Source organism: Mycobacterium sp. ITM-2016-00317 (assembly GCF_002968295.1).
Lineage (GTDB): Bacteria > Actinomycetota > Actinomycetes > Mycobacteriales > Mycobacteriaceae > Mycobacterium.
The window spans coordinates 3,166,917-3,187,826 of sequence record NZ_CP134399.1 but is presented as its reverse complement, the minus strand read 5'-3'; the positions used below and the strand labels follow the sequence as shown (position 1 = coordinate 3,187,826).

The window sequence follows — 20,910 nt, the reverse complement described above, 5'->3', positions numbered from 1 at the left end:
ATCTCAACACGGAATCAGTTTGCCGACCGGGTACGCGCGGCGCCGGTTCGTGCCGTCCAATGCAGAGGTGAATTCCGATCCCGCCCGCACCGGTGTGCTGATGGCCATCGCGGCCCAGATCTCGATCCAACTGGGTCTGGTCGTCGCGATCGGACTGATCGATCATATCGGCTCCGACGGCACCGCATGGCTGCGGCTCTCGCTGGCCGGCATCCTGCTCCTGGTGGTGGTGCGGCCCCGTCCGTCCGCGTTCACCTGGCGCACATTCGGGATGTGCATCGTGCTCGGCTGTGTCACCGCGGCGATCACGCTGTTCTTCATGGCTTCGCTGGACCGACTGGCGCTGGGCACCGCCACCGCGCTGGAGTTCCTGGGGCCGCTGGCGCTGGCGATCATGCACGGCCGCGGCAGGCACCGGTTTCTGTGGCCGGCGCTGGCCGCGCTCGGTGTGGTGCTGCTCAGTGAACCCTTCAGCGGCGGCATCGATCCCAGGGGTGCGCTGCTGGCGATCGCGGCCGGCGTCTGCTGGGCGCTCTACATCCTGCTCACGCAGCGGGTCGGCGACGAGGTCGCTGGAGTCAACGGACTGGCTGTGTCGATGCCGATCGCCGGCGTGGTGGCCAGTTTCTTCGTCGACAGCTCCGCGTTCTCGAAGCTGACCCCGGAGGTGCTGCTCATCGGTCTCGGGATGGCGCTGCTGCTGCCGGTGCTGCCCTACGTGCTGGAGCTGCTGGCACTGCGCAGACTGACCACCGCCGCGTTCGGCATCTTGATGAGCCTCGAACCCGCCTTCGCGCTGCTGGTCGGATACCTGCTTCTGGACCAGAATCCCGGCCCGGTGGGCGTGCTCGGCATCATCGCGGTGGTCGCCGCGGGCACCGGCGCCGCACGTGCCGGCGGCCGGGAGATGGCCGTCCCGGTCGAGGTCGGCTGACACCGCGTCGTGGTCCAAGATGGACCCATGGAGTCCACGCGCGTGGATCGCTGGTTGTGGGCGGTCCGGCTCACCAAGACCCGCCCCGACGCCGCGTCGGCGTGCCGCGGTGGGCAGGTCAAGGTCAACGGCAGGCAGGCCAAGCCGTCCACCCCCGTCTCCCCCGGCGACGAGGTGCGCGCCAGGGTCGGCGAGCACACGCGCATCGTCGAGGTCGCCCGGATCATCCAGAAACGCGTCGGCGCCGCCGACGCGGTGACCTGTTACCTGGACCGGACTCCGCCGCCGCCCGCGGTTCCGCTCATTCCCGTCGCGGTCCGTGACCGCGGGGCCGGTCGGCCGACCAAGCGGGACCGCCGACTACTCGACAAGTGGCGCTCCGGCCAGGGCTGACCGGCTGCTGACTAGCCGCCCAGTTCGTTGACCGCGGTGTCCAGCGAGGCGGCCTGCGCGGCCACCCGGTCGTCGCTGAGGTCGCCGTCCCCGCCGATGCGGTCGAGCAGTTCCTGCCGGGTGATCACCTCGAGCGCGCCGCGGTAGGTGTCGCTGTCCTTCTCTTCATCGGTGATGACTTCGGCGCGGCCTTCGATCAGCACCAGCCGGGCACCTTCGTCGGAGTCGAGGAGCCGTCGTACGTCCTCCGGGGAGATGGTCATGCCGCCCCGTATTCCCGGTATCCCGTTGGTCGAACCCCGGTGGGGCTGCGGTGTCGGCAGGTCCTCGCGGCTGGACCACGTGTAGCGGTGTTCCGGGGTGCTGGCACTTCCCAGCATGAACGCCCGGTGATAGCGGCTGGAGCGTGCGATGGTGGCCAACCACGTTGCCACGGTGCTGATCCGGTTGCGCATGCCGGTGAGGAAGGCGATGTGCAGCAGACCCCATGCGATCCAGCCCACGAACCCGGACAGTCTCACCGGCCCGACCTGGAGCAGCGCATTGCCACGGCTGATGTAGGCCGCCGAACCCAGATTGCGGTAGGTGTATCTGCGGCGGGGTCGGCCGGCGAGGTCGCGGCGGATGCAGGCGGCGGCGTGCAGACCGCCCTGCATCGCGTTCTCGGCGACGCCTGGCAGATCATCGCGGCCGACCAGATCGCCGACGACGAAGATCTCGGGATGTCCGGGCAGGGACAGATCGGGTTCGACGGCCAGTCGCCCCGCCCGGTCGGTCTCCACCCCACACACCTGCGCGAGATGACGGGCGAACGGGACCGCCTCGACCCCGGCGGTCCAGAAGACGGTGCGCGTTGCGTAACACTCCTCGGCCGCTCCCGATTTCGGCGTGACGGTGACGCCGTCCCGGCGCACGTCGGTGACATGGACGCCGAGACGTATCTCGACGCCGAGCTTCTGCAGGGTCTGCGCGGCGCTTTGAGAAAGGTCCGGGGCGAAACTCTTCAGCACCCGGTCCCCACCGTCGAACAGCAGCACGCGAGCTTCCTCCGGCTCGATGCTGTGGAACTCGTGGGCCAGTGTCCTGGTCGCCATTTCCCGGATCTGGCCGGCCAGTTCGACACCGGTCGGCCCCCCGCCGGCGACGGCGAATGTCAGCCAAGCGTCCCGCTCAGGCCCAGGCGGGAGGGTCTCGGCGATCTCGAAGGCGGTGAAGATCCGCTGCCGGATGCCCAGCGCGTCGTCGAGGGTCTTCATCCCGGGCGCCCACTCAGCGAAATGACTCTTCCCGAAGTAGGACTGCTGCATACCCGACGCGACGACGAGCACGTCGTACTCCAGCGTGAACGTGGTCTCGTCCGGCCGCATCGCGGTCACCACCCGGCGGTCGGGGTCGACCTCGACCGCTTTGCCGAGCAGTGTCCGGATGTTGGGGTTGCGGGCGAACTGCTCGCGCAGCGGGCGGCTGATGTGCGCGATGCTCAGCGTCCCGGTCGCGCACTGATAGAGCAGCGGCTGGAACAGGTGACCGGCCGAACGATCGAGCACGGTGACGTCCACCGCGCTCCGGGCCAGCCGGCGGGCGCAGAACAAACCGCCGAACCCTCCACCGATGATCAACACTCTGGGACGACTCCGGCTCACCACTACGAGGCTAGTTCCCGCATCTCGCCCGCCAAAACGGCACGGACGTAACGTCAAATCGTCACATGACGAAGTATCCGGAGCGGGTACACGCGGTGCGGGCGAAGAAGTGGCCGGCACGGCCGTGCTCGACCAGGCACGCGCGCCTCCGGGCGCCGAGAGGACGGCGGTAACGAATGGAACCGATACGACACGCAGCCCGGCGACTGTCGGTCAGCGCACTGATAACACTGCTCCTGTCCGGTCTCATCGCGGTGGCCGGAGGGTCGGCGACGGCCGCGGCGTACTCGCGCCCGGGTCTGCCGGTCGAAACGCTGATGGTGCCGTCGGCGGCCATGGGCCGCGACATTCCCGTCAAGTTCCAGGGCGGCGGACCGAAGGCGGTCTACCTGCTCGACGGGCTGCGGGCCCGCGACGACAACAGTGGGTGGGACATCGAGACCGCGGCGTTCGAGACGTTCTTCGAGTCGGGACTGTCGGTGGTCATGCCCGTGGGCGGCATGTCGAGCTTCTACACCAACTGGCAGGGCCCGGCCGTCGGCAACGGCACCACGTACAACTACCAGTGGGAGACATTCCTGACCTCGGAGCTGCCGGCCTACCTGGCCGCCACCAAAGGCACCTCCCCGACCGGCAATGCGGTGGTCGGCCTGTCGATGTCGGGCAGTGCGGCACTGATCATGGCCGCCTATCACCCGGGCCAGTTCAGCTACGCGGCGTCGCTGTCGGGCTATCTGAACCTGTCCGAGGGGCTGTGGCCGCTGCTGGTCAGCATCGCGATGCGCGACGCGGGCGGCTTCAGCTCGACGGCGATGTGGGGCCTCGGCGGCAGCGCCGCGTGGAAGCGCAACGACCCGACGGTCAACGTCGGGCGTCTGGTGGCCAACGGCACCCGGATCTGGGTGTACTGCGGCACCGGGCGGCCCGGAGAACTCGGCGGAGGCGGCGACGTGCCGGGTCAGGTGCTCGAAGCGATCACGCTGGACAGCAACCGGAATTTCCAGCGCGCATATCAGGCCGCCGGCGGGTCGAACGGCGTCTTCAACTTCCCCGCCAACGGCACCCACGGGTGGGGCTACTGGGGTTCGCAGCTCAACGCGATGAAGCCCGACATCCAGCGGGTCCTCGGCGCCTGAGTCCCGGGCGGAACCGTGAAAGCGGCGCGGCCCCCGCAGCACCGTGGGTCTGCGGGGGCCGCGGCTGCCTGATCAGTAGGTGGGCACGAAGACGCCGTTGAGCCACACGCCCCAGTGCTGCCAGCCCTCGTCCCAGACCTGCGGCTGGCCGTTGGCCCACAGCGGGTCGACCGGCTTCGGCGGCGCCCCGGCAGGCGCCTGACCGACCTCGGGCCCGGCGGGCGGAACCGGCGGCGGTGTCCAGCCCGGCTGAGCGGCGGCCGTGGAGGCGACCCCCACCGCCCCGACGGCGAGTCCGCCGAACACGGCGGCGCTGGCAAGGACGTGGTTCAACTTCATCGTGAGCACTCCAATCCCGGGTGTCGACCCGCAGTCTTTGCGAACAGGAAATCTCTATCCGCAAACTGGGGACGGTAAACACATCAGTTGCGACAACCCCGGGCCGTGCGCGTTACGTGGGTGTGTGGTGCGGTGGGTCCAGGGCACACTGAGGGTGATGACCGAGCCCCGAGGTGCAGAGCTGGCGCGGATCGCGGACGGGGACGGGCCGGGGTCCGAGGAGGCTCGACGCGCGCTGTCTGACGCCCCGATCACGGAGCGGCTGCGGGGCGCGATCCTCGCCCTTGCCGCCCACCGGGGGCCGGACAGCAGTACCTGTCCGTCCGACGCCACGCGCGCCGTCGGCGGCCAGGACTGGCGCGAGCTGATGGCCGATGCCCGCGACCTCGCGCGCGAGCTGGCGCGCTGTGGCGCCGTAGAGATCAGCCAGCGCGGCAGAGTGCTGAACCCCGAACAGGATTGGCGGGGCCCCATCCGGATCAGCGTGCGTGCCCACCGCTGACCACATCCGCACGTAGCCTGTGTTCTCGTGACCGAACAGGACGCGGCCCGGTGGAACCGCCGCTACCGCGAGCACGGTCCGCTCACCGCCGACGAGGTCGGTCTGCCCGCGTGTTTCCAGCCTTTCGCCGACCTCTTCCCCACCCGTGGCCACGCCGTGGAACTGGCCTGCGGAGCGGGGGCGGCCAGCGTATGGCTGGCCCGGCGCGGGCTGCGGGTCTGGGCGTGTGACGCGTCGGCCGTGGCGATCGCCCAGGCGCGCGGGCTCGCAGAGAAATGCGGACAGGCAGCGCGCTGCCGGTTCGACATCGTCGACCTCGACACCGGCCTGCCCGCGGGGGACGCGGCGGACGTGCTGCTGTGCAACAAGTTCCGCGACGCTCGGCTCGACGCGTCGATCATCGACCGGTTGGCCGTCGGCGGGATACTCGCCATCAGCGCGCTCAGCGAGGTCGGAGCGACTCCCGGGCGGTTTCGGGCCGGTGCAGGCGAACTGTTCACCGCGTTCGCTGCTCTCGAGACGATTGCGCACGGCGAAGAACACGGCGAGGCGTGGCTGTTGGCCCGTCGACGCTAGCGCCGGGTCAGGACGCCCGGACGGGGCGCCGAGTGGCACCCCACATGCCGACACCGATGCCGAGGACCGCGCCGCCGAGACCGATGAGTTTCTGCGCCGGCCGCATCTGGTCGTGCACGCTCATCCCGCCGAGCAGGTCGGATGCGTCGGCGCCGCCGGAGGCCAGAAACCACCCGCGGGTGTCCTGCCCCCGCAGGCCGGCCGCGATCAGCATTCCGCCGATCAGCGCGTCCCGGTACCCCATCGAGCGGAGCAGTAACCTGGCCGACGGCGGCGGCTCGTCGGGATCGCCCCACAACCTGTTCGCGCGAAGCGGGTCGACGAGAAACGAGATCCCCGACGCCAGCCGGATGCCACCGGCCACCAGGGCTGCACGGTCTGCGGTCATGCCGGGACCCTACGTGCAGTTCTCCGGCGGGCAGGCTGATTCCGCTGAGGTCAGCCTGGCCGCCCAGGCCTTCGCCTGTTCGAGATCGGATATGCCGAACAGTTTCAGTTCGCCAGGGACCATCCAGCCGACTGCGTGCAGCGTGTGTGCGATCCACTCCCGGTCCGCGATGATCGCGATGCGTCGGAACGCCGAATGGTGCCGCACGAACGTGCCCAGGCTCGTCTTCAGATCCTCGAGAAGCTCGATCATCCGACCTCCCGGATCCAGTCAGGCGGACGGTGTCGAGTCTCCCACTCAGACCCCCACCGCGCCGTCGATTCGCTCGCGGAGCAGGTCCGCGTGCCCGTTGTGCCGCCCGTACTCCCCGATCATGTGTAGGTAGATCCAGCGCAGTGACACCTCGGTGCCCATGAACGGCCGGGTCTCGGTCAACGCGCATGCCGCACTGTTGGCGCGGGCGGCGGCGACCTCACGCCGCCAGGTGTCCACCGCATCATCGAAGGTGATGCCGTCGGCGAGATCGAATCCACCGTCGTGGCCGGCGGTGTCGGCTTCCGGATCGTAGATCGGCGGGGCGGGCTCGCCTGCGAGGATGCGCCGGAACCAGTTGCGCTCGACCTCGGCCATGTGCTGGACGAGGCCCTGCAGCGTCAGCGGCGACGGCGGCACCGAGGCCAGCCGAAGCTGCGATTCGGACAATCCGTCGCACTTGAGCAGCAGCGTGTCCCGCTGGAAGTCCAGCCACGCCTCCAGCGTCGTGCGCTCGTCGGTGTTCATCGGCGGTGTCGCGCGCGGGTCCCCGGTCACACATGCGATCCTGCCACCGGAGCCGAGCCCCGGTGCCCGACAGCCATTGGAGGAGATCGACACGTGGATGCACTGACCGTTCCGGCCCTCCTGACCGCCGCCGCACGTGCCTACGGCGACCGCAGTTACGTGGTCAGCCCGACCGAGCGGCTCACCTACGCCGACGCGGACCGGCAATCGGCCCGACTCGCGCGCTGGCTGCTCGGGCAGGGGGCGGGCAAGGGCACCCGGGTCGGGTTGTTCATGCCCAACAGCGCCCAGTGGGTGAGCTGGTGGTTGGCGGTGTCGCGGATCGGAGCCGTCGCGGTCCCGCTGAGCACGATGTACCGCCCGCTCGAACTCGCCAAGGTGCTGCGGTTGGCCGACGTCGCGATGCTGATCGCGCCGCCCCGGGTGCTCGACATCGACGTCGCCGACCGACTGCGCGAGGCACTGCCCGGCCTGGGCGACCAGCGCGGCCCACGAATCACGTTGAGCGAAGCGCCGTTTCTGCGCCGCATCGTGTTCACCGAAGGCGCCGATCATCCGTGGGTGAGCACCGTCGACGACGCCGACGCCGTGCCGCCGGCGATCCAGCAGGCCGCCGAAGCCGAGGTGCATCCGGCAGACCTTGCGATCATGGTGCACACCTCGGGTTCGACGGCCGACCCCAAGGGTGTCCTGCACACCCACGGCACCCTCGCACGCCAGACCTCGACGTGGCCCGCCGCGATCCGCGCCGTCACCGGGTCGGCCGCCGACCCGGTGATCCTGTCGGCGATGCCGTTCTTCTGGATCGGCGGAGTGCTCGCGGCGACCGGCGCGCTGCACGAACCCGTGACCCTGCTGGTGCTGCCCAAGCTGGACCCCGAGACCGCCCTGGACCTCGCCGAGAACGAGCGGGCGACCGGCCTGGTGGGGTGGCCGGCGTTCACCCAGCGACTGCGGGAGCACCCGAGCTTCGCCGACCGGGACCTCAGCCCCGCACCCATGCTGCGCGACGGCCCCCTCGACATCGCGATGACCGATGTGCCCGACGGATTCCCGGTGCACCGCACCATGTCCGAGACCGCCGGCGGGTTCGCTTACACCGAGATCGCGATCGTCGACGAGGCCGGTGCACCCGTGCCGGACGGGCAGGTCGGTGAGCTACTGGTCCGCGGCATCGGCGTGATGGCCGGTTACAACAAGCGCGAGCGCAGCGACACGTTCGACCAGGACGGCTGGTATCACACCGGAGACCGGGTCTACCGCCGCGCCGGCGACCCGCGGCTGTTCTACGTCGGCCGGACCAGCGAGCTGATCAAGACCTCGGGGGCGAACGTCTCACCGCTCGAGGTGGAGGCCGTCATCGCGGCCTTCGACGACGTCGCGCAGTGCGTGGTCGTCGGCGCCGACCATCCCGAGCGCGACGAAGAGGTGTGTGCCGTGCTGGTGCCGGCGTCGGCATCGACGTCGAATCGGTCGCGCGGCGCACCCGGGATGCACTGTCGTCCTACAAGGTCCCGACCCGCTGGCTGATCGCCGGCAGCGACCGGATCCCCACCCTGCCCAGCGGTAAGCTCAACCGGCGCGAGATCCGCAGCTGGTTCGTCAATTCTGGCGCGGCAGAAGCTCTTTGACGAACTGCTCAAGGAAGTCGGCCGTCTGCACCTCGGCCGCCGGCCGGATCACGAACTTCGTCAGCCCGGCGGCCAGATAGCCGTCGATCTGGCGGTGCAGTTGCGCCCAGTCGGCGGCGACCAGTTCGGTGGGGTCGAGATCGGGGCGCCGCCGTCGGATCGCGGCCAGGACGGGCGCGGGCAGATCGCCGCCGCCGACAGCCAGATTGATGCCGTAGTGATCCTCGGGGACCTCGCGGTCTGCCGCCTGCGCCGCGGCGCGGATCGCGAGCCTGGCCTGGCCCGCCTCGGCCGGGGTCACGAAGCTGCCCAGCCAGCCGTCGGCATGCTCGCCGATGCGCCGGTAGCCGGCCGGTGACGATCCGCCCAGCCAAATATCGACGCGGCCATCAGGTTTGGGCTGTACATCGAGGTCGCGCATCGAGAAGAACTCTCCCTCGAAGGTGCGTTCGCGCCCGTCGAGCGCAGTGCGCAGCAGACGCAGGGACTCGTCGAACACTGCCGCACGCCGACCGTCGGGCACCACGAACGCGTCCCGCTCGGCAGGCAGCGCCGAGCGCAGCCCGAAGACCGGCAGCACCCGCTTCGGCGCCAGCGCCGCCAGCGACGCGAGTTGTTTGGCCACCAGCACCGGATGCCGCCCGGGCAGCACCGCCACCGACGTCCCGACCTTGAGCCGGCTCGTGCGGGCCAACGCATAGGCCATGCCGACGAACGGCTCCACCGCAGGCGAATAGACCAGCTCGGAGAACCACAGCGAATCGACGCCGGCGCTCTCCAGCTGGTCGACGACCTGCCCCAGACACTCATGCGGGACGTCTGCGCCGAGACTGACGCCGAACCTGACTTTCACCATGCACTCCTTGCCGCGCCGGACCCCTCGTTCTGGCAACGCGGCGCAGCCCGGCTTTGTGCCCACCCGGAAAGCAGGGTGGGTGACAGGATGGTCGGGTGTCCGAACGTGTCACCTTCTCCAGCAGCAGCGGGCCTGAGCTGGCCGGCCTGATCGACGAGCCCGACGGGACCGTACGGGGCTGGGGCGTGTTCGCCCACGGCTTCACGCTCGGTAAGGACAGCCCGGCGGCGAGCCGGATCTGCAAGCAGCTCGCCCGTGAGGGCATCGGCATGCTGCGGTTCGACAATCTCGGTCTCGGCGACTCGCAGGGCGACTGGGGCGATGGATCGTTCTCGCACAAGGTCGCCGACACCGTCCGCGCGGTCGAGTTCATGAACGACGACGGTCGCGAGGTGCGACTGCTTGTCGGACATTCGTTCGGGGGCTCCGCGGTGATCGCGGCTGCGCACGACTGCCCGTCGGTGGCCGCGGTGGCCAGTATCGGCGCGCCTTGTCAGCCGGCCCACGTGGAACGGATCTACGACGCGCTCGTGGCCTGCGTCGAACAGGAGGGCGAGGCGTCGTTGTCGATCGGCGGAAAAGCGCTGACACTCAAGCGTGCCTTCGTCGAGGACGTCCGTGCAGCCGACCTCCGCGAGCGCATCGAAACGCTGCGCCGCGCGCTGCTGGTCATGCACTCCCCGACCGACGACACCGTCGGCATCGACAACGCCGGCGACATCTTCCTCGCCGCGCGGCATCCCCGCAGTTTCGTCTCCTTGGAGGGCGCCGACCACCTGCTCACCGGTAAGAACCAGGCGGCACGGGCGGCCCGCATCATCAGTGCGTGGGCCGACCCGTACCTGTGAGCTCGCCGGTCGGCGCGCCCGCCTGGAGGGCTAGTCCTCGGAACCGCCGGAGCCCGAATCCGAATCGCTCTTCTTCGCCTCCGAACCGGAGTCGTCCTTCGACTTCGAGGAGGTCGCCTCGTCGGCCTTCGTGTCGGTCTTGTCGCTCGGCTTCTTGAACCCGCCGGTGAGCTTGGAGATCGTCGAATTGATCGACTCCCGTACGTTCTTCACCGTCTGGCTCGTGCCGGTCGGCTTGCGGTGCTTGGGGCCGGTGGGCTCGTCGGCTGCGTCCTCGGTGGCGTCCTCGGTCACGTCCTCGGCGGTGTCCTGAGTCTTCTCGTCGACGCCGGTCTCGGGCGCGTCCTCGACCACGGGGCGAGCGGCTGCGACGGTGTCAGCCACGGCCTCGGCCGCCGGGGCGCTCTCAGTGAGTGGGCCGGCGTCAGGGTCCTCGAAGACCGGTCCCGGTATCGGCTCGCCATCCGGGTTCGGGACGAACGGTGCGCAGATCGCGCACTGCGTGCCGAGCACGAACGGGTTGTACGCGGTGTTCAGGCCCCGGCCGAGGGCGACCAGGCTGCTCACCACCAGCTCGGGGGTGACGAACTTGATCGACGAGACGTCGGGCGTGCCCGTCAGGCTGTCGTAGAAGCTCGCGAACGGAGTGGTGGGATCGAGCTTGACGGTCTCACCGGACCACGGAAGCTCCTGGCCGTCGGGATCCTTGACATAGCACTGGCCCTGCGCGTTGCACGAGATGACTTCCCGAACCTCGGGATAGGTGTATCCCTCCGGCGAAAACAGTGCGGCGATCGCGCGGACGTCAAACATTTTGCTGAGGATCCCGGAGGGATTGTCACAACCGCCGGAACCTGTGCCCGAGCAGCCTTCGTCCATCGGCAGCTGCGATGCGGCCACAGCGGCCAGCATGTTGCCCAGCGGCACCGAAAGCGCGGGGAAAGGCACCAGCACGTTGGTCAGCGCCTGGTAGCGAGCGACGTCGGCGGCGTCGGTGCCGAGGATGTTCGTCGGGCTGTAGACCCACCAGCTGCCGCCGTAGTGCAGGTTCGCGCCGAGGCCGACGACGTTACCGCCGGGCTGGGTCAGGGTGATGCCTTCGTAGCCCGGCCGGAAGCTCGGGCCGCCGTCGGGCTCGGAACCGAGCTGGACATTCCCCGCACCGAGTGCGGTGAAGAAGTGGTACGGCGTATTTGCCAGTGCGATAAAGAGATTCGCCGGAATGTTGAAGACGTTGGTGCTGTCGGCCGTCGGGGTGAAGTTGGGGGCGGACGGCGGTCCCGACGGCGTGCCGCACACCGCGCTCGTCTCGCCCGGCGCACAGCTCTGGGTGGCGGCGACCAGGCCGACCTCATAGCTTGCGCTGCGGTGCGGCGACTGCGGTGTGGTGATCGGTGCCGCGGAGATGACACCTGCACCCATCAGGGCGACCCCTGCGGTGACGTAACTACGTGCGACTGTGGGCATGTGCGCCCCCTCCATGTTGCTAATTGTGGCCCGACCGGACGAAAACGTATCCAGAATGTGATCGTCTGTCCACTTCATGGAGATTATTCTCCGCCACACGCACATTTGCTGACGGGGCCGTCAGTTAATAGCAGAGGTCCCAGTTGGCAAATGCATTCGCGCTTCGCCACTGAATTCGTGGCTTTTCGCTCGATGTATAGCTGCAATTCGGTGTGCAATGCAGCGAAGGCATCGCGAATCCGTTTTTCGGGCGTAGGCGCGCGAAAGGGTCAGCTGCCTTCGCCGCCGACTTCTGCGGGCAGCGGCGGAGGTAGCGGGGTGGGTGCGGTCGTCGACGACGGCGCCGTGGTCGATCCGCCCGTCGGTTCGGACGAGTCGGTGTCTTCGGTGTCTTCGGAGGAGCCCGCGGCCCGGTGGAAGTCCACCATCGGCTCGTCGCGGATCACCTTCTGCCCCACGCTGACCACCAGGGCGCTCGAGGTCACCAGGTAGTCGACACCGTCGTTGGTGGCGGTGAACGCGCCGTCCGAGGACTGCGTGGCGGAGGTGATCAGTCTGGCTCCGTCGCGTACCCGCACCCCGCGGTACTGCAGCTCGCCGTCGGCGTCACGGCAGATCGCGACCCTCGAGCCGGCCGTGCTGCCGAACACGACCATGGTGGCGGGGGATGCGCAGCGCGCCGTCGAATCGACGTAACCCCGGTCGTCGGACGCGGGCGCCGCTGAGGCGGCCGGCGCGGTGGTGAGAGCCAGCGGTAGGCAGACGAGCGTGGCGGTCGCGGCCAGAGCCGCACGGCGGGGCGCGAAACGGTTGATGGACATCACCTTCCACCAGACCACGGGATCGCCGATCCACGCCAATGCCGAGCGCTGTCGATCACGCATCGTTCACGGTTCGAGACCGGACCGTAATGACTTCGGCCGCCGCGGCGATGAACCCGGTGATGACTCCCTCATCCGCAGTGACACGTCGCCGTCCGCGAGCCCGCTTGCATGCGGTCCTCGTCGCGCTCGCGATGGCCGTGGCACTGCTTGCGGGCGGGCCTGCGACCGGCACGGCCGCCGCCGCACCGCAGTTCGTGGCCAAGGACTTCTCGAAACCGGCGATCGTCATCCTGGGCTACGGGCTCAAACCCGACGGCACCATGCGCACGATCCTGCACACCCGGGTGCTGGCGGGCATGGCAGTCGGCCACATGTTTCCCCAGTCGCCGATCATCGTGACCGGTGGAAACCCGCGCAACGGCAACAGCGAAGCCGGGCAGATGCGCAAGATGCTGCGTCTCTACGGCATCCCCGACGACCGGATCATCGTCGAGGACAGAGCCAACAGCACCGTGCAGAACGCCGCGTTCTCGGTGCCGCTGGCCAAGAATGCCGGCACGTCCGGGATCATCCTGGTGACCTCGTCGTCACACCAGGACCGGGCCGACGGCAACTTCGCCGCCGCGGGCGGAAACGTGCTGGCAACGGTGAGCTTCCCCGACGGGAACCCGTCGATCAACATCGCGCAGTTCGTGCGGGACGTCATCAGCCCGTTCATCACCATCAGCTGAGCCGTGAACTAGCGTTCGGGTGTGGTTGTCGCACCCCGCGCCGAGCCCCGCCACCGCTGGGGCCTCGGCGCCTTCCTTCTCGTCGAAGCCGTGTATCTGGTCAGCTCGCTGCTGCTGGCGCAGGTGTTCGGCGGCGCGGCGACCCCGCACGTCTCGGTGATCCTGGTGGTGGTCGGGGTGCCGAGCGCGGCCGCAGCCGTGGTGGCGATCGTGATCACCTACCTACGGGGCAACGGGCCACGCCTGGATCTCGCGATGCGGTGGTCCTGGCGCGCGGCCGCCACCGGGCTGTTGTTCGGCGTGGCAGGGCTGCTGGTCACGATTCCGGCGTCCTTGCTGTGGATCCAGATCGTCGGCGAGGACGCCAACTCCGCGGCCGGTGAGGTGTTCGGCGGAGTACGGGCCGGGTGGGGGTGGGCGGTCGCGGTGTTCGTGCTGATCGCGATCGTCGCACCGATCTTCGAGGAGATCGTCTACCGCGGGTTGCTCTGGGGCGCCGTGGCACAACGGTGGGGGCGCTGGGCGGCCTTCTGGGTCAGCACCGTGGTATTCGCTTTGGCGCACCTGGAGTGGAGTCGCGCCCCGCTGCTGCTGGTCATCGCGATCCCGATCGGTTTGGCCCGCCTGTACACCGCGAACCTGAGCGCGAGCATCGTCGCGCACCAGGTGACCAATCTGCTCCCCGGACTGGTGCTGATGTACACCGTCGCGGGAGCGCTGCCCGTCAGCTGAGGCGTCAGTCGAAGCCGCCGCGCAGATACTCCGCGCGGCACGCGCGCCGGGCCAGCTTGCCGCTGGTCGTGCGCGGGATCGCCCCGGCAGGAACCACGCGCACGTCGGCGACAGGCACCCCGTGGCGCTGCCGCACCGCCGATCTCACCGCCTCGATCGCCGCTGCGGTGTCGGCGCGCGCGGTGCCCGCCGCGCGTTCGGCCACCACGACCACCCCCGCATCGACGATGAACGCCGCGACGTATCCGCGGCGCACCACGGGCGACGCCGCCGCGACGGTCGCTTCGATATCGTGCGGATAGTGGCTGCACCCGTCGATGCACAGCTGGTCGGCGGTGCGCCCGCACACGTACAGCTCGCCGTCCAGGTAGAAGCCGAGATCGCCTGTGCGCAGCCATTTTCTGCCGACATCGGCGCCCGCGGCGTGGCTGCCCTCCGGCAACGTCGCGGACAGGCGGGCGTGGAACGTGGCCCGGGTCTGCTCGGGCATGCCCCAGTAGCCTCGGCCGATGTTGTCGCCCTGCAACCAGATCTCCCCGACCCGGCCGTCGGGCGTCTCCGCCCCGTTGTCGTCGACGATCACGGCCCACAGGCTGCGCGCGACCTGCCCACAGGACACGTGGGTGACGGCCCGCTCGTCGTCGGCGGCCACCGGCACCACGCACCCCTCGGTCAGCCGTGCCCGATCCACGTGGACCGCGGTGGGCTCCGCAGCGGGCGCAATCGTCGAGACGAACAACGTCGCCTCGGCCAACCCGTAGGACGGCTTGAAGGCGGTGCGGGGCAGACCGTACGGCGCGAACGCCGCGGTGAAGGTATTGATCGCCCCGATGCTGACCGGTTCCGAGCCGATGATCAGCACGACGTTGTTCCCCAACTCGATGTCGGATCCCTCCCCGGGAACGCCGCGCTGGGCCGCCCATTCGTAGGCGAAGTTCGGCGCGGCGGTCACGACGCGACCGGTGCGGGCGCCGGCAGACAGCGCCTCGATCCACCGCAGCGGCCTGCGGATGAACGCCGTCGGCGACATCAGCGTCGAGTGGCCGCCGTACACCGCGGGAAAGCCGATCATCGACAGGCCCATGTCGTGGTAGAGCGGTAACCAGCTCACGCCGTGGGTGTTTCGGTCGAGCAGGTCGATCGACAGGATCATCTGCAGCAGGTTGGTGCCCACCGCCCGGTGGGTGATCTCCACCCCGACCGGTGAGCGCGTCGCGCCGCCGGTGTACTGCAGGTGCGAGACGTCGTCGACGTCGATGGTGACGGGGACGAAGTCGGCGGCCGCGGCGTCGGGGATCTCGTCGATCACGATCACGGTCGGCCGGTCGGCGTCCTCCATCGTCGCCAGGAAGTCCTCCACCGAGCGGCGGGCGGCCACCGTCGTCAGCACCGCGCTCGGGCGCGAATCCCGCAACGCGACGTCGAGGCGTTCGGCGTGGCCCGGCAACTCGGGTGCGAACAGCGGCACGGCGACGTTGCCCGCCTTGACCGCGCCGAAGAACCCCGCCACGTACTCCAGCCCCTGCGGCGCCAGGACCGCGACCCGGTCGCCGCGGCGGGTCACCTGCTGTAGATGTGCGCCGATCGCCCGCATCCGCACACCGAGCTCACTCCACGTCAGTTCGACGGCCCGTGTCCCGGCGGGGCCGGAGAAGTCGAGATAGCGGAACGCGACGGTGTCCCCGACATGGGCGATGTTGCGGTCGATCAGTGAGATCAACGTCACGCCGGGAGGCAACACGATGCCGCCCTCGGCGTCGAGGCAGTCCTCGATCCGCAGCAGCCCTTCGGGCACATCCTGTGCCGTGTCGCGGTCCATGACCGCAGTCTAGGCGGGCAGTCGATAACCCCGGCAATTGCGTTGCGTTGCAGGGGCAATGCCTGTGGCCGTACTACTCGGCGGCGTCGTCCGAACCGGAGTCCGAACCGGAGTCCGAGGCCGGACCCGAACCGGTCTCGGTGGCGCTTCCGTCGTCCGCCGCGTCGTCGGGGACATCGACGGGGACATCGTCGGAGGTCGCCGCGTCCGGGATCTCCGTGAGCGCGTCGTCCTCGTCGTCCTCGGCGGCGGAGTCGTCGGAATCGTCGGCGCTCGGCGGATATTCGTCCAGGTCCTCGATGAGCGGTGCCGGCTCATCCTCAGCGGCGCCTTCGGCGTCCTCGGCGTCGTCGTGGGATCGCTGCGACCGCGACGATGCCACCTCCACTGTCGCGGCGTCGTCGGTGACCTCATCGGCCATTTCCGCGGTATCGGCGGAGATCACCTGTGCGGATACATCTTCAGAGGTGGAATCGACCAGGCCGGGATAGTCGCGGTCGTAGGCGGAGTCGATGATCTCCTTGAGCGGTCCGTTGAGCTGGTCGGCCAGTTCGTGCAGACCGAGACGACGCAGGGGTTCCAGCAGGGGGATGTTCTGCTGGCGGATCAGGACGTAGGTGACGTTGCCGTCAGTCCAGACCAGCTTCTCGTCGTTCTCCAGATCCACGTCCTCATAGCCGTAGATGTGCACGTACTGGAATCCGGCGAACGCATTGGCCAGTGCCAGCAGGTTGAACGGATCGTCCGGAAAGTCGGCGGCGCCGTCGTATTCGATCGCGATGTCGGTGACGTGGTAGTCGCTGTTCGGCATCGGTGGGTCGATGTCGTAGGCCGGGCGCACCCCGCCGTACTTACGCAGCGAGTTACCGAACAGCACGAAGGACAGATCCTCCGGGGAGGGACGATCGCTCGCGTCTTCGTTCTCTGCAAGCCAATCCGCGGCGATCAACGCGCCCTGGGAGTAGCCCAGCACGACCGTCGGACCCGTCGAGGTCTTGATCGCCGATCTCAGTGCCCGAAGACCGTCGGACTCCCCCACCAGCGGTAGCCCGGACAGGTATCTGACCGGCGTGCAGGTGTTGCCTGAATCGGCGTCGCAGTAGTGGCCCTGGAAGGCCTCGCTCATGTCCCACTGCAGCGTTCCGCCCGCGGTGTAACCAGTGACCGTGAGCACGTTTGCTGCAAGCGCATAGGGCTGAGGTGACGTGAAGGTCAGTGCAGCAACCGATACGGCGCTGGCAGCGGCGAGAAGTCCACGCACGTGGCGGTCCTTTGTGGGGTGAGGTCCAGAGGCGCTGGACCGAAGCTGATCCGGCGAGATGACACTAATAGACGGTCGTCAATCCCACAATATTTACGGTTTCTCGGGTTCACCGGGGCGGCTCGGCACCCGGCCGATGCCGGTCGTACCCGCCGACAGGCAGGGGCTGGGCCTGCTGGTACATGCCCACGACCGGCGGGTGAGACGCTCCACGTAGCGAATTCATTTGCCAGAGATTCGGTGCGGTTTAACCTGATGGAAATGCGTTTGCTAGGCGATGGATGCGTCCGGCCGGCTCAGGCGCGGTCGCCGACCAGCAGGCCGACGCGAACTTGAGTCCGCTGCGCAGTTCTTCGAGGCTGATGGGGTCGTCGGACTCGATGTAGCGCAGCGTGGTGGAGACCGCCATGTTGAAGAACAACCAGGCCAGCGCACGCGGGCTGAGCTCATTGCGGTACTGGTCGCGGTAGTGGCCCATGTGCAGCGTGGTCATCGCCAGCAGCGTGGCGTTGAGGCCGGAGATGTCCTGGAACGTTCTGGTGTAGTCGGGCCGCTCGGCGAGGTACCGGATGAGGCGCCGGTTGGCGATCGTGACATCGATGAGGATGTCGATCGAGGCCTGCATCGCCACCTGCGGCTGATCCAGCGTTACCGATCTGAGCATTTCCTCGATCGCGGGTGCCTGCTGGGCTGCCAACCGCGCGATCGCGGCATTGACGATCTCGTCCTTGTCGGCGAAGTACTGGTAGATCGAGCCCTTGCTGACGCCCGCGGTGTCGGCGATCAGGTTCGTGGTCAGCCGGTCGGGATCGGTCTTGAGCAACAGTTGCGCCGTCGTGTCCACAATTTTTGCGACCATGTCGCGGGACCTCTGCTGCTTCGGCAGCTTCCGTCGCTCTGAACTGGGCTTATTGACGGCCATCAGTACTCCTGACGCGACTTGAATGCGACCTGGCGGTCATATTAGCGTTCGGCAACCCCATCATCAGGAGGTTTGCCGCCATATGACCGCCACCAGGGATTCCGAACTGGACGCAGACCTGTCCCCCGCAGCAGCCGCCGAACCTGACGCCCCCGAACTGGTCCCGCCGGACTCGCTGACCGCCGAGCACACCGGCCGGTGGACGTTCTTGGTCCTCGAAGGCGCCGCGTTCATGATGCAGGCGATGCATCCGGTCATCGCGGAGGTCACCGGCCGCTACTCGGCGGCGTTTCAGGGCGATCAGGGCGGTCGCGCGATCCGATCCATCGACTCGGTGCTGCGGTGGACCTACGGTGGGACCGAGGCTGTCGCCGAAGGCAACCGCGTCCGGGCGATGCACCAGCCCATGACGATGAAGAGCGCCACCACGGGGCGACAGATCAGCGCGCTGAATCCCGAGGCCTACCAGTGGGTCATCGCGACGGGCTACATCGTCAACTCCCAGGCCGGTCCCCTGTTGATCGGACGGGAGTTCACTGACCTGGAGAAGGACGAACTGCTGCGCGACAACCGCACGCTCGCGCGTCTACTGCACGTCCCGATGAACGGGTATCCCCGGACGCGGGACGAGATGGACCGCTACTACGAGGAGATGGTCGACAAGCTGGAGGGCACGCCACAGGCGCTGCAACTGGTTGATGAGATGGTGACGGGCAAAGTGCACCTCCCGCAGGGGCTCCCACTCGCCCTGCACCCGGTGGCCCGGGCCATGGTGCGGCGCGGGCTACGGCTGAACTACCTGTCGATCGTGGGCCTACTCGATCCTCGTCTACGTGCCAAACTCGGCGTCACGTGGAGCGAACGGGAGCAGCGTGAGCTGGTTCGCGTGTACACGGTGATCCGCGCCGCCTACCGCGTTCTGCCCGAACGGCTGACTTATTTCCCGCTGGCCTATCACGCCCGCAAGCACCATCAGTGCCTGCAGAAGATGCAGGAGCGGCAGAAGAAGTCGTTCGCGTACCGGGTGCCGGGAGCCGTCGCGCCCTCCTGACCCGGCTCAGGCGATGATGCGGACCAGGTAGGGCGCCATGCCGTTGGTGCGCACCGTCGAGAGGGCCACGCCGGAATCGGTGGTCTCCACCATCTGCCCGTTGCCGGTGAACAGCGCGACGCTCTGGGTGCCCTCGGGGCCGTAGAAGATCAGATCGCCCGGCAGCGCCTGGGCGGGAAGGACTTTCTGGCCCACCTTGTACATCTCGCCGGACGACCTGGGTAGCTTCACCCCGGCACCGGCGTAGGCGTAAACCATCAGACCCGAGGCGTCGAAACCGACCACCTCGATACGCGGCGCGGGCGCGGGCACCGGCGCGGCCACATTGGGGGTGACGCTGGGCAGGTTCAGGCCGGGCGCCAAATCCAGCGACTGGGCATCGAGCTCGGCCTGGTCCGACGGCGCGGTCGGGACGGCCACAGTGCCCTTGCTCGGACCGGAGGCGCCACCGCCGCCGTAGGCGAACGGAACGCCGCGCTGGGACAGAGCCCGCGCGATGACGACCTCGACCGCTTTCTGGTTGGTCGCCGATCGCGCGGGCTGTGCCGATGCGAGGCCCGGTGTCGCCAGCACCAGGGCGAGACCGATCACGAAGACGTAGACGCGTCGCATTGCAGTTCCACCGCTTTCCGGGCCGCCGGCGCCGTCACCGGCGCTGGACTCTTTGATCAACAACAGTCACTACAACCACTTCTACACCACATAACGTGGGGCTTTGACGTCGTCGCAGGACGGTGAATCAAGGAGATGCGGGACCGGAACCGAGCTGTGACCTACGCCCGCGTGCCGCCCTCTATCGTGTCCCGGTTCGTCAGGACTTCAGTGCGGCCAGCGCGGCGTCGTAATCGGGCTCCTGGCCGATCTCGGGCACCAGCTCGGTGTAGGCGACGTTGCCGTCGGCCCCGATCACCACGACGGCGCGCGCCAGCAGGCCGGCCATCGGGCCGTCGGTGATGGTGACGCCGAAGTCGTCGCCGAAGCTGTCACGGAAGGCCGAGGCCGTGGTGACGTTCTCGATGCCCTCCGCGCCGCAGAACCGCTTCTGGGCGAACGGCAGGTCCTTCGACACACACAGCACCGAGACCCCACCGGCGGCGGCGCTCTCGTTGAACCTGCGGACGCTGGTGGCGCACACCGGGGTGTCGACCGAAGGGAAGATGTTGAGCAGCAACGGCTTGCCGCTGAACTGATCGGCGCCCACGGTGCCCAGATCGGTGCCCGTGAGGCTGAAACCGGGGGCGGCGGACCCGACGGCGGGCAGCTCGCCGACGGTGTTGATGGGATTTCCTCGCAAAGTTATCTGAGCCATGCAGCACAGTCTGCCAAGCCGCGCCCGTCCCGTCGCGACGGGGTTCGGGCGCTCAGGGGTTCCCGTAGAGGCGGGCGACGTCGGGTGAATCCAGCCAGCCCGAGTAGGTGGGCCGCTGCGGCCAGCCCTCCGGCGAGTCCTGCCACTCCTCCTGGCGCCCCCAGGGAAGCAGGTCGATCAGCGGGAACGTGTAGCTGATCTGCTCGGTCCCCCGCCCGTTGGTGTGCCAGGTCCGGTAGACGGTGTCGCCGTCGCGCAGGAACACGTTGACCGCGAAGCCGGTGTCGGGTGCGGCGTCGACGTCGGTGGCGAACGGGCTGCCAGCCGACGAGTACCAATCCATCGTGTTGCCCACCTTCGACCGGTACGCCAGTGCCTCCTCGATCGGGCCCGACGTGACGATCACGAACCTCGCGTCGTAGTTGTCGAGGAATCCCAGGCGGGTGAACTGCGAGGTGAAGCCGGTGCAGCCGCCGCACTGCCACTCGGCGCCGTCGGACCACATGTGGTTGTAGACGATCAGCTGCGAGCGGCCGTCGAAGACGTCGGCCAGGCGCACCGGGCCCTCGGCGCCGACCAGCGTGTAGTCCGGCATCTGCACCATCGGCAACCGTCGGCGCTGCGCGGCGATCGCATCGAGCTCACGGGTGGCCGCTTTCTCCCGCTTGCGGAGTTCGTCGAGTGCCGCCCGCCACGTCTGGTTGTCGACCACGGGCGGCAGCGTGTTGATTTCGGTCATTACAGTCGGCCTCCGGCAAGTCAATCGGT

At 68.5% G+C, this 20,910-nt stretch carries 21 protein-coding genes and 3 pseudogenes; 10 read left to right on the top strand and 14 right to left on the bottom strand.

Translation table 11 applies throughout. From position 1 onward, the window contains the following. Positions 1-67: 67 nt before the first annotated feature. Positions 68-934, top strand: a complete 867-nt coding sequence (locus C6A87_RS15135; RefSeq protein WP_311113029.1) for an EamA family transporter — start codon at positions 68-70, stop codon at positions 932-934. Positions 935-961: 27 nt separating this feature from the next. Next, positions 962-1,327, top strand: coding sequence for a S4 domain-containing protein (locus C6A87_RS15130; protein ID WP_311113028.1), 366 nt, complete (start codon positions 962-964; stop codon positions 1,325-1,327). 305 nt (positions 1,328-1,632) lie between these two features. Here C6A87_RS15130 and C6A87_RS15125 read toward each other — a convergent pair. Then, positions 1,633-2,970: pseudogene (locus C6A87_RS15125) on the bottom strand (NAD(P)/FAD-dependent oxidoreductase); the annotation flags it as partial. 176 nt (positions 2,971-3,146) lie between these two features. Here C6A87_RS15125 and C6A87_RS15120 point away from each other — a divergent pair. Then, entirely contained in the window at positions 3,147-4,106 is a 960-nt protein-coding gene (locus C6A87_RS15120) for an alpha/beta hydrolase family protein (protein WP_311113026.1), read from the top strand. Positions 4,107-4,178: 72 nt separating this feature from the next. On the opposite strand, the gene C6A87_RS15115 is transcribed toward C6A87_RS15120, so the two are convergent. After that, positions 4,179-4,445 (bottom strand): hypothetical protein, encoded by a 267-nt coding sequence (locus tag C6A87_RS15115; RefSeq protein WP_040542565.1) that lies wholly within the window; start codon positions 4,443-4,445, stop codon positions 4,179-4,181. Positions 4,446-4,602: 157 nt separating this feature from the next. Between C6A87_RS15115 and C6A87_RS15110 the strand changes: the two genes are divergently transcribed. Beyond that, on the top strand, positions 4,603-4,947 hold the full coding sequence (locus tag C6A87_RS15110) for a DUF3253 domain-containing protein (RefSeq protein WP_311113025.1): 345 nt from the start codon (positions 4,603-4,605) through the stop codon (positions 4,945-4,947). A gap of 27 nt (positions 4,948-4,974) precedes the next feature. Beyond that, the gene (locus C6A87_RS15105; RefSeq protein WP_311113024.1) at positions 4,975-5,523 is read left to right on the top strand and encodes a class I SAM-dependent methyltransferase; all 549 of its coding nucleotides are present in this window, start codon (positions 4,975-4,977) and stop codon (positions 5,521-5,523) included. A 7-nt stretch (positions 5,524-5,530) separates the two neighbouring features. Here the strand turns inward: C6A87_RS15105 and C6A87_RS15100 are convergent, their stop codons facing one another. The 3 genes and pseudogenes from C6A87_RS15100 to C6A87_RS15090 all read right to left on the bottom strand — a co-directional run bounded on the left by C6A87_RS15100 (position 5,531) and on the right by C6A87_RS15090 (position 6,721). Continuing rightward, positions 5,531-5,911, bottom strand: coding sequence for a DUF4267 domain-containing protein (locus tag C6A87_RS15100; protein WP_311113023.1), 381 nt, complete (start codon positions 5,909-5,911; stop codon positions 5,531-5,533). A 9-nt stretch (positions 5,912-5,920) separates the two neighbouring features. Continuing rightward, positions 5,921-6,175: pseudogene (locus C6A87_RS15095) on the bottom strand (STAS/SEC14 domain-containing protein); the annotation flags it as partial. A gap of 33 nt (positions 6,176-6,208) precedes the next feature. Further along, complete coding sequence (locus tag C6A87_RS15090) at positions 6,209-6,721, bottom strand: DinB family protein (RefSeq protein ID WP_311113022.1); 513 nt, start codon at positions 6,719-6,721, stop codon at positions 6,209-6,211. Between the two features lie 63 nt (positions 6,722-6,784). On the opposite strand from C6A87_RS15090, the pseudogene C6A87_RS15085 reads away from it, so the two are divergent. After that, positions 6,785-8,322: pseudogene (locus tag C6A87_RS15085) on the top strand (class I adenylate-forming enzyme family protein). On the opposite strand, the gene C6A87_RS15080 reads toward C6A87_RS15085, so the two are convergent. After that, positions 8,294-9,175 (bottom strand): TIGR03854 family LLM class F420-dependent oxidoreductase, encoded by an 882-nt coding sequence (locus tag C6A87_RS15080; protein ID WP_311117948.1) that lies wholly within the window; start codon positions 9,173-9,175, stop codon positions 8,294-8,296. The pseudogene C6A87_RS15085 and the gene C6A87_RS15080 sit on opposite strands and share 29 nt — an antisense overlap. A 98-nt stretch (positions 9,176-9,273) precedes the next feature. On the opposite strand from C6A87_RS15080, the gene C6A87_RS15075 reads away from it, so the two are divergent. Next, complete coding sequence (locus tag C6A87_RS15075; RefSeq protein WP_311113021.1) at positions 9,274-10,026, top strand: alpha/beta fold hydrolase; 753 nt, start codon at positions 9,274-9,276, stop codon at positions 10,024-10,026. 30 nt (positions 10,027-10,056) lie between these two features. Here C6A87_RS15075 and C6A87_RS15070 read toward each other — a convergent pair whose 3' ends face one another. Then, entirely contained in the window at positions 10,057-11,598 is a 1,542-nt protein-coding gene (locus tag C6A87_RS15070; protein WP_311113020.1) for a hypothetical protein, read from the bottom strand. 164 nt (positions 11,599-11,762) lie between these two features. Beyond that, positions 11,763-12,314 carry a hypothetical protein gene (locus C6A87_RS15065; protein ID WP_311117947.1) on the bottom strand — a complete coding sequence of 184 codons (552 nt, stop codon included), beginning with the start codon at positions 12,312-12,314 and terminating at the stop codon, positions 11,763-11,765. A 122-nt stretch (positions 12,315-12,436) separates the two neighbouring features. On the opposite strand from C6A87_RS15065, the gene C6A87_RS15060 reads away from it, so the two are divergent. Further along, positions 12,437-13,048: a YdcF family protein gene (locus C6A87_RS15060; protein WP_311117946.1), complete on the top strand. Its 612-nt coding sequence runs from the start codon at positions 12,437-12,439 to the stop codon at positions 13,046-13,048. Positions 13,049-13,069: 21 nt separating this feature from the next. Continuing rightward, positions 13,070-13,780, top strand: a complete 711-nt coding sequence (locus C6A87_RS15055; RefSeq protein WP_311113019.1) for a CPBP family intramembrane glutamic endopeptidase — start codon at positions 13,070-13,072, stop codon at positions 13,778-13,780. Positions 13,781-13,784: 4 nt separating this feature from the next. Here C6A87_RS15055 and C6A87_RS15050 read toward each other — a convergent pair whose 3' ends face one another. The 3 genes from C6A87_RS15050 to C6A87_RS15040 form a co-directional block, all read right to left on the bottom strand. Further along, entirely contained in the window at positions 13,785-15,599 is a 1,815-nt protein-coding gene (locus C6A87_RS15050) for a fatty acyl-AMP ligase (protein ID WP_311113018.1), read from the bottom strand. Positions 15,600-15,672: 73 nt separating this feature from the next. Further along, a complete protein-coding gene (locus C6A87_RS15045; protein ID WP_311113017.1) occupies positions 15,673-16,773 on the bottom strand; it encodes a PE-PPE domain-containing protein in 1,101 nt (366 codons plus the stop codon). Between the two features lie 334 nt (positions 16,774-17,107). Further along, complete coding sequence (locus C6A87_RS15040) at positions 17,108-17,719, bottom strand: TetR/AcrR family transcriptional regulator (RefSeq protein WP_311113016.1); 612 nt, start codon at positions 17,717-17,719, stop codon at positions 17,108-17,110. Positions 17,720-17,864: 145 nt separating this feature from the next. Between C6A87_RS15040 and C6A87_RS15035 the strand changes: the two genes are divergently transcribed. Continuing rightward, the gene (locus C6A87_RS15035; RefSeq protein ID WP_311113015.1) at positions 17,865-18,833 is read left to right on the top strand and encodes an oxygenase MpaB family protein; all 969 of its coding nucleotides are present in this window, start codon (positions 17,865-17,867) and stop codon (positions 18,831-18,833) included. A gap of 6 nt (positions 18,834-18,839) precedes the next feature. Here C6A87_RS15035 and ripD read toward each other — a convergent pair whose 3' ends face one another. The 3 genes from ripD to C6A87_RS15020 form a co-directional block, all read right to left on the bottom strand. Further along, complete coding sequence (ripD, locus tag C6A87_RS15030; protein ID WP_311113014.1) at positions 18,840-19,445, bottom strand: NlpC/P60 family peptidoglycan-binding protein RipD; 606 nt, start codon at positions 19,443-19,445, stop codon at positions 18,840-18,842. A 199-nt stretch (positions 19,446-19,644) separates the two neighbouring features. Beyond that, complete coding sequence (tpx, locus tag C6A87_RS15025; RefSeq protein WP_311113013.1) at positions 19,645-20,142, bottom strand: thiol peroxidase; 498 nt, start codon at positions 20,140-20,142, stop codon at positions 19,645-19,647. 52 nt (positions 20,143-20,194) lie between these two features. Beyond that, the gene (locus tag C6A87_RS15020) at positions 20,195-20,881 is read right to left on the bottom strand and encodes a DUF899 family protein (RefSeq protein WP_311113012.1); all 687 of its coding nucleotides are present in this window, start codon (positions 20,879-20,881) and stop codon (positions 20,195-20,197) included. Between the last annotated feature and the right edge of the window lie 29 nt (positions 20,882-20,910).

Bases quoted from the DNA above. Each gene is read 5' to 3' on its own strand.
- C6A87_RS15130 (WP_311113028.1), top strand. From the start codon at position 962: ATGGAGTCCACGCGCGTGGATCGCTGGTTGTGGGCGGTCCGGCTCACC.
- C6A87_RS15120 (WP_311113026.1), top strand. From the start codon at position 3,147: ATGGAACCGATACGACACGCAGCCCGGCGACTGTCGGTCAGCGCACTG.
- C6A87_RS15115 (WP_040542565.1), bottom strand. From the start codon at position 4,445: ATGAAGTTGAACCACGTCCTTGCCAGCGCCGCCGTGTTCGGCGGACTC.
- C6A87_RS15110 (WP_311113025.1), top strand. From the start codon at position 4,603: ATGACCGAGCCCCGAGGTGCAGAGCTGGCGCGGATCGCGGACGGGGAC.
- C6A87_RS15100 (WP_311113023.1), bottom strand. From the start codon at position 5,911: ATGACCGCAGACCGTGCAGCCCTGGTGGCCGGTGGCATCCGGCTGGCG.
- C6A87_RS15070 (WP_311113020.1), bottom strand. From the start codon at position 11,598: ATGTGCGTGTGGCGGAGAATAATCTCCATGAAGTGGACAGACGATCAC.
- C6A87_RS15065 (WP_311117947.1), bottom strand. From the start codon at position 12,314: ATGTCCATCAACCGTTTCGCGCCCCGCCGTGCGGCTCTGGCCGCGACC.
- C6A87_RS15060 (WP_311117946.1), top strand. From the start codon at position 12,437: ATGACTCCCTCATCCGCAGTGACACGTCGCCGTCCGCGAGCCCGCTTG.
- C6A87_RS15050 (WP_311113018.1), bottom strand. From the start codon at position 15,599: ATGGACCGCGACACGGCACAGGATGTGCCCGAAGGGCTGCTGCGGATC.
- C6A87_RS15040 (WP_311113016.1), bottom strand. From the start codon at position 17,719: ATGGTCGCAAAAATTGTGGACACGACGGCGCAACTGTTGCTCAAGACC.
- C6A87_RS15035 (WP_311113015.1), top strand. From the start codon at position 17,865: ATGACCGCCACCAGGGATTCCGAACTGGACGCAGACCTGTCCCCCGCA.
- ripD (WP_311113014.1), bottom strand. From the start codon at position 19,445: ATGCGACGCGTCTACGTCTTCGTGATCGGTCTCGCCCTGGTGCTGGCG.
- tpx (WP_311113013.1), bottom strand. From the start codon at position 20,142: ATGGCTCAGATAACTTTGCGAGGAAATCCCATCAACACCGTCGGCGAG.
- C6A87_RS15020 (WP_311113012.1), bottom strand. From the start codon at position 20,881: ATGACCGAAATCAACACGCTGCCGCCCGTGGTCGACAACCAGACGTGG.